The organism is Micromonospora sp. NPDC049580, assembly GCF_040675595.1.
Lineage (GTDB): Bacteria > Actinomycetota > Actinomycetes > Mycobacteriales > Micromonosporaceae > Micromonospora.
This window is the reverse complement of the sequence record NZ_JBFAPG010000421.1, coordinates 1-5,618: the sequence shown is the minus strand read 5'-3', so window position 1 is coordinate 5,618 and position 5,618 is coordinate 1. Positions and strand designations below refer to the sequence as shown.

Below are 5,618 nucleotides of genomic sequence, written 5' to 3'. Positions count from 1 at the left end.
CTGACGCGGTACGGCGGGTTCCTTTTATGGCCGCAGGGTTGAAGAAAAGTGACGGCAATACGTCGGAAGCAATCGGCAGCCATAGTTATCAAGGCAGGATGTCGACGTGTCCCGGCATCGTCCGTCCGCCTCCGGCCCGACTCGTCGGCCGGGGCCGTCCTGAGCAGAGTGGGAGGGCCGGTGACCGCGGCGACACTGTTGACCCCCGCCAGCACCTCGGCGACGCCGGAGGGCCCGCCGAGCGGGCTGGTGGCCCGCGCCGACGAACGGTCCTACGTCCGGGTCCTGGTCGTGCTGGACACCACAATCCTCATCATCGCGCTGCTCGTCGGGTACGTCGGCCGGTTCGGGGACGAGGAGCCGGTCGGCTCCAAGATCCCGTACGTGCTGGTGGCGCCGGGGTTGGTCCTGGCCTGGCTGATCTCCCTCAAGGCGCTCGGTTGCTACGACGACCGGGTCGTCGGCTACGGGGCGGACGAGTACCGGCGGGTCAGCTCGGCGAGCCTGCGGTTGGCCGGCGCGATCGCGATCGCCGGCTACATCGCCGACGTCGGCGTCTCCCGTGGTTTCCTCGGCATCTCGTTCGCGGTCGGCACGGTCGGGCTGGAGGTGACCCGGTTCGTCGCGCGCAAACGCCTGCACCGGGCCCGCTCGAAGGGCACCGGCTGGTCCCGCAAGGTGCTCGTGGTCGGCGACACCGCACACGTCCTGGAGTTGGTGCACACCCTGCGCCGGGAGCCGTACGCCGGCTATCAGGTGGTCGGCGCGTGCATCCCCGACGCGCTGCTCGCGCCGGTGGCCCAGCGGCTCGGTGACGTGCCGGTGGTGGGATCGTTCCGGGGCATCCCGGAGGCCGCCACCGCGATCGGCGCGGACACGGTCGCGGTGACCGCCTCCGGTGAGCTGACGGCGGCCCGACTGCGTCGGCTCGGCTGGCAGCTGGAGGGGACCGGCGTCGACCTCGTCGTGGCGCCCGCGCTGACCGATGTGGCCGGCCCACGGATCCACACCCGTCCGGTCGCCGGGCTGCCCCTGATCCACGTCGAGGCGCCCGAGTTCCGTGGTGCGCGCAAGCTGGTCAAGGGGTTCGTCGACCGGTCGGCGTCGTCGCTGGCGTTGGCGCTGCTGCTGCCGCTGATCGCGGTCATCGCGTTGGCCATCAAACTGGACAGCCGGGGGCCGGTGCTCTTCCGGCAGGTCCGGGTGGGTCGGGGCGGCCAGGAGTTCGGCGTGTTCAAGTTCCGGACGATGGTGGTCAACGCCGACGCGCTGCTCACCGAGCTGGCGACCCGCAACGAGACCGACGGCCTGATGTTCAAGATGCGCGACGACCCTCGGGTGACCCGGGTCGGCCGGCTGCTGCGCAAGTGGTCGCTGGACGAGCTGCCGCAGCTGGTCAACGTGCTGCTGGGCCAGATGAGCCTGGTCGGGCCGCGTCCGCCGCTGCCCTCGGAGGTGGCCCGCTACGACGGTGACGTGGCCCGGCGGCTGCTGGTGAAGCCCGGCATGACCGGGCTGTGGCAGGTCAGCGGCCGATCCGACCTGAGTTGGGAGGACGGCATCCGACTCGATCTCTACTACGTGGAGAACTGGTCGCTCGCCGCCGACCTCACCATCCTCTGGAAGACCGCCGGCGCGGTGCTGAACAGCCGCGGCGCGTACTGACCGCCGCCGCTCACGCCTGCGGGCCGGTCCAGTCCAGGCAGACCACCACGGCATCGTCGACGAGGTCGCCGGCCACGAACGCGCGCAGGTCACCGATCAGCGACCGCACGGCGTCCAGTGGCTCCATCGGGCCCGTCCGGCGCAGGAACCGGTCCAGTGCCGTCTCGCCGTAGCGCACGTTCTTCCCGGTGGCCTCCACCACGCCGTCGCTGACCACGAAGAGCCGGTCGCCGCGTTCCAGCGTGAACGTCTGCTCGTGGTAGTCGGTCGCCTCGAACATGCCGAGCGGGAACTGCGCCTCCAGCGGTTGCTCGGTGACCTCTCCGCCCCGCAGCAGGACGAGGCGTGGCGAGCCGGCGTCCACCACGCTCATCGTCCCGGAGCGCAGGTCCAGCTCCATCAACAGCACGGAGAGGTGCCGCTTGCCCCGGTACTCGTCGTAGATGGCCTGGTCGGCGAGGGCGGCCTGATCACCCAGACTGAGGCCGGCCCGGCGGGCGTTGCGCAGCGCGTGGGTGGCCAGCGACGTGAGCAGGGACGCCGCGACACCCTCACCGGTCCCGTTGACCGTGGAGAGCCAGAGACGCTGCCCGTCGTCGGCCCAGTCGAAGCTGTCGCCCCGCACGGCGTACGCCGGCTCCAGCTGCCCGGCCAGGCTGAACGAGGGTCGGATCCGGCTGCGGCCGGGCAGCAGGTCCCACTGCATCTCGGCGGCCAGGGTGAGCCGCTGGCTGCGCCGCGCGACGCGGTAGACGTCGGTGCCGGCGGAGACGGCCGCCAGCTCGTGCGCGAGCGCGGTGGCGACGTCGGCCAGCTCGCCGAGCACTGCCGGGTCGTCGGCCACCGGCGCGAGACGCAGGACGCCCCGCCGTTCGCCGCGCATGCTGACCGGCACCCAGGCGGTGCCGTCGACCAGCAGGGGCACCTGGTGGTCGAAGGCCCGCCAGGCGGGGTGTCCGGCGTCCCGGATGGAGTCACCCTCGGTGAGTGGCAACAGCTCCGAGAGGCGGTAGTCGACCTGGTACAGCTCCGCTTCGGTGATCCCGTACGCCTCTTTGAAGATCTTCCCGATGCTGCCCACGAGAAGGTCGGCGGGTGTCTCGTTCAGGGTACGACGTGCCCGATTGACCGGTTTACTCATCAGGCCTCCTTGATCAAAGCTCGACTACCAGTGGCTTCGGAGTAGTCTCGGGCCACCATGGCCGAAGAACACGGTCCACCGGACCCTGCGACGAGTATGGCTGCCGCGTTGGACGCGGCGGCGGGAGCCCTGCTGGGCGTATGGGATTCCGCCCGCGAGGCGACCGCCAGCCGGGTCTCCGGAGCCCAACTACGGGCTGTGATGGTGGTCGAGCAGCACGACGGGATCAACCTACGCCGGCTCGCCACCCGCCTGGACATGTTGCTCAGTACCGCCAGCCGACTCTGCGACCGGTTGGTCGCGGCCGGCATGCTGGAGCGCGAGCCGGGTCGCTTCGACCGGCGGGAGATCTCCCTGCACCTCACCCCGGAGGCCCGTCGACTCCTCGCGGAGCTGCGCGCCGACCGGCAGAAGCGAATTGCCACAGTGCTGGCGGCGATGACTCCGGCGGGCCGTACCGCCCTGGTGAGCGGGATGCGGGAGTTCGACGAGGCCGCCCGCCGGCAGCAGGCGCGAAGCGGCTCGGCGCCGGATGACGGGGACCGGCCGCCTGGGCGAGACGACTGGCCGGACGACGCGGACCCGCGGGATCCGGACCGGCCCACCGGGCCGGCGGGGGACTCGTCGGAGCGCCCGGAGCGGTCGACCCGAACGGTGTGGCAGACCGGCCCCGAGCGGGCGGTGGGCACGCCGCGCGAATGGCCCACCGGTGAGCCGCCGGTGGCCCGGACCGCCTGACTCAGGCCGGCGCCGACGCGCACACCGCCAGCACGGCGATGTCGTCGTGAGCCTGCCCGCCCAGCCACTCGTCCACCACCTGGAGCAGCCTGTCGACCAGCGCGGCCGGAGGCAGCCCGGCCGCTGCGGCCAGTGCGGCGCGCAGCCGGTGCGCGCCGAACTTCTCGGCGTGGACCGGGCCGCCGTTCGCCTCGGTCACCCCGTCGGTGTACGCGAGGAGCAGGTCGCCCGGGTCGAGGTGCACCTGCGCCTCGGCGAACCGGGCGTCGGCCAGTGCGCCGACCGGCATCCCGCCGACCGGAACCGGGACGACCGAACCGGCGGCGGTGACCAGCAGCGGCGCGGGGTGCCCGCCGCCGGCGATCCGGATGTCCACCCCCGCCGCCCCGCGCTCCAGTGATCCGAGCAGCAGGGTGGTGAGCTGGCTGCGCCGTGCGGCGTCGGGCGCGTCGAACAGGGTGCGGTTGAGCAGGTGGATCAGCTCCAGCGGTCGCTGCCGCCGGGCACGGTCGGCAGCTCCGGCGGGAGCAGGCTGGTCTGCAACACCCGGGCCAGGTGGGCCTGCTCGCCGTACAGCTCGGCGGCGGCCAGCGCCGCGCCGGCCCGCGCGGCGAACTCGCGGGCCAGCTCGACGTCGCGTGGGTCGAAGCCGGCCCGGCCGGCACGGCGGACCAACAGCAGTGCACCGGCTGACCCCCCGGGACCGGGCATCGGGCTGACCAGCAGCGCGCCCGGCCGGCCGAACCCGGGTGGGAGCACGGCGCTCAGGTCCGCGGCCTCGGCGTCCCGCCAGGGGCTCGGCTCGGTGGGTACGCCGTCGACCGCCCCGCAGGTGCCGGCCGTGGTGCTCGGCGTCGAAGCTCTCGGTGCCGTCCCGCAGGGCCCGGGCCAGTGCCGCCACCGGGCACTCGGACAGCTCGACACCCGCGACGATCTCCGGGAGCAGCTGGGCTGCCCGGGCGTTGACGAGGGTGACCCGGCCGGTCTCGTCGGTCGTCAGCACGGCCTCGGCGAGCCCGTCGAGCAGCTCGCGGGCCAGTGGCGAGTCGGCCGGCAGCGCACCGCCGCCGCGTTGGCGGGTCGGTGGTCGCGACGCCTGCCAGTCGCCGCCGACCGGACCGGCGATGCCGCCCCGTCGGGTCGTGGTCACCGCCCGACGCTGCCGGGCGTCCGACGACCTCTACGCATGCTGCTCCTGGGCTCCTCGCCCGCCGATAGTTGCTCGACGGCAAGCGTACCGAGCCGCACCGACGCACGCCCAGAGCGCGTCAGCCGGAGCGGTTCAGCCAGCCTGCGGGGCGGGCGACGATCCGCCGTACCACCGAGCCGGCCGCGCCCACGGCGGCGGCCTCCGGACCGAGGGTCGAGGGCCGGACCGTGACCGGTGACCAGGCGGCGGTGAGCACCCGGGCCGCGATCTCGGCGAGCACCGGCGGGCACAGCCAGGGCGCCAGCGGGGCGTACCCGCCGCCGAGCACCACGGTGTCCAGGTCCAGCAGGTTGACCACGCCGGCCACCGCCACTCCGAGTGCCGTACCGGCGTCGTGCAGCGCCCGCAGCGCGTCCGGGTCACCGGCCTCGGCCAACTCGGCCAGCCGCGCCGTCGCGGTGTCCGCGGGAAGCTCCGCCCGTACCAGGCCGGCGCCGGCCACGATCGCCTCCTGACCGGCGTACTGCTCCAGGCAACCCTGCCCTCCGCAGCGGCACGGACGGCCCTCGGGGTGGACCGGGAGGTGGCCGATCTCGCCGCTCCAGCCGCGTACGCCGCGAAACAGCGCGCCGTCCAGGACGATCCCCGCGCCGATGCCGACCTCGCCGGAGATGTGCAGGAAGCTCGCCGGGCCGGGCGGCCGGGAGTGCAGCTCGCCGAGCGCCGCGAGGTTGGCCTCGTTGTCCACCACCAGGGCCGGGATGCCCGGCACCTGTTCGGTCAGGGGCGGGTGCCCGCTGAGCAGTTCGGGGACCGCGACGTCCCGCCAGCCAAGGTTCGGCGCGAGCCGGACCAGGCCGGCGTCGTCCACCAGGCCGGCGTCGTCCACCTGGCCGGAGCCGCGCTCGCCGTACCCGGCCTGGT

The 5,618-nt window shown here is 73.6% G+C and carries 6 protein-coding genes; 2 read left to right on the top strand and 4 right to left on the bottom strand.

Annotated features, from left to right (window positions below; genetic code table 11):
* The first annotated feature begins 180 nt into the window (after positions 1–180).
* Positions 181–1,665 (top strand): sugar transferase, encoded by a 1,485-nt coding sequence (locus AB0J68_RS25780; RefSeq protein ID WP_354857002.1) that lies wholly within the window; start codon positions 181–183, stop codon positions 1,663–1,665.
* Positions 1,666–1,675: 10 nt separating this feature from the next.
* Here the strand turns inward: AB0J68_RS25780 and AB0J68_RS25775 are convergent, their stop codons facing one another.
* Entirely contained in the window at positions 1,676–2,806 is a 1,131-nt protein-coding gene (locus AB0J68_RS25775) for a PP2C family protein-serine/threonine phosphatase (protein WP_354857003.1), read from the bottom strand.
* A gap of 96 nt (positions 2,807–2,902) precedes the next feature.
* On the opposite strand from AB0J68_RS25775, the gene AB0J68_RS25770 reads away from it, so the two are divergent.
* A complete protein-coding gene (locus AB0J68_RS25770) occupies positions 2,903–3,544 on the top strand; it encodes a MarR family transcriptional regulator (protein ID WP_363940763.1) in 642 nt (213 codons plus the stop codon).
* A 1-nt stretch (position 3,545) separates the two neighbouring features.
* Here AB0J68_RS25770 and AB0J68_RS25765 read toward each other — a convergent pair whose 3' ends face one another.
* The 3 genes from AB0J68_RS25765 to AB0J68_RS25755 all read right to left on the bottom strand — a co-directional run.
* Positions 3,546–4,001 (bottom strand): PP2C family protein-serine/threonine phosphatase, encoded by a 456-nt coding sequence (locus AB0J68_RS25765; protein ID WP_363940766.1) that lies wholly within the window; start codon positions 3,999–4,001, stop codon positions 3,546–3,548.
* Positions 4,002–4,021: 20 nt separating this feature from the next.
* Entirely contained in the window at positions 4,022–4,468 is a 447-nt protein-coding gene (locus AB0J68_RS25760) for a hypothetical protein (protein ID WP_363940768.1), read from the bottom strand.
* Between the two features lie 344 nt (positions 4,469–4,812).
* A partial coding sequence (locus AB0J68_RS25755; RefSeq protein WP_363940761.1) for an ROK family protein occupies positions 4,813–5,618 on the bottom strand: 806 nt, incomplete at its 5' end.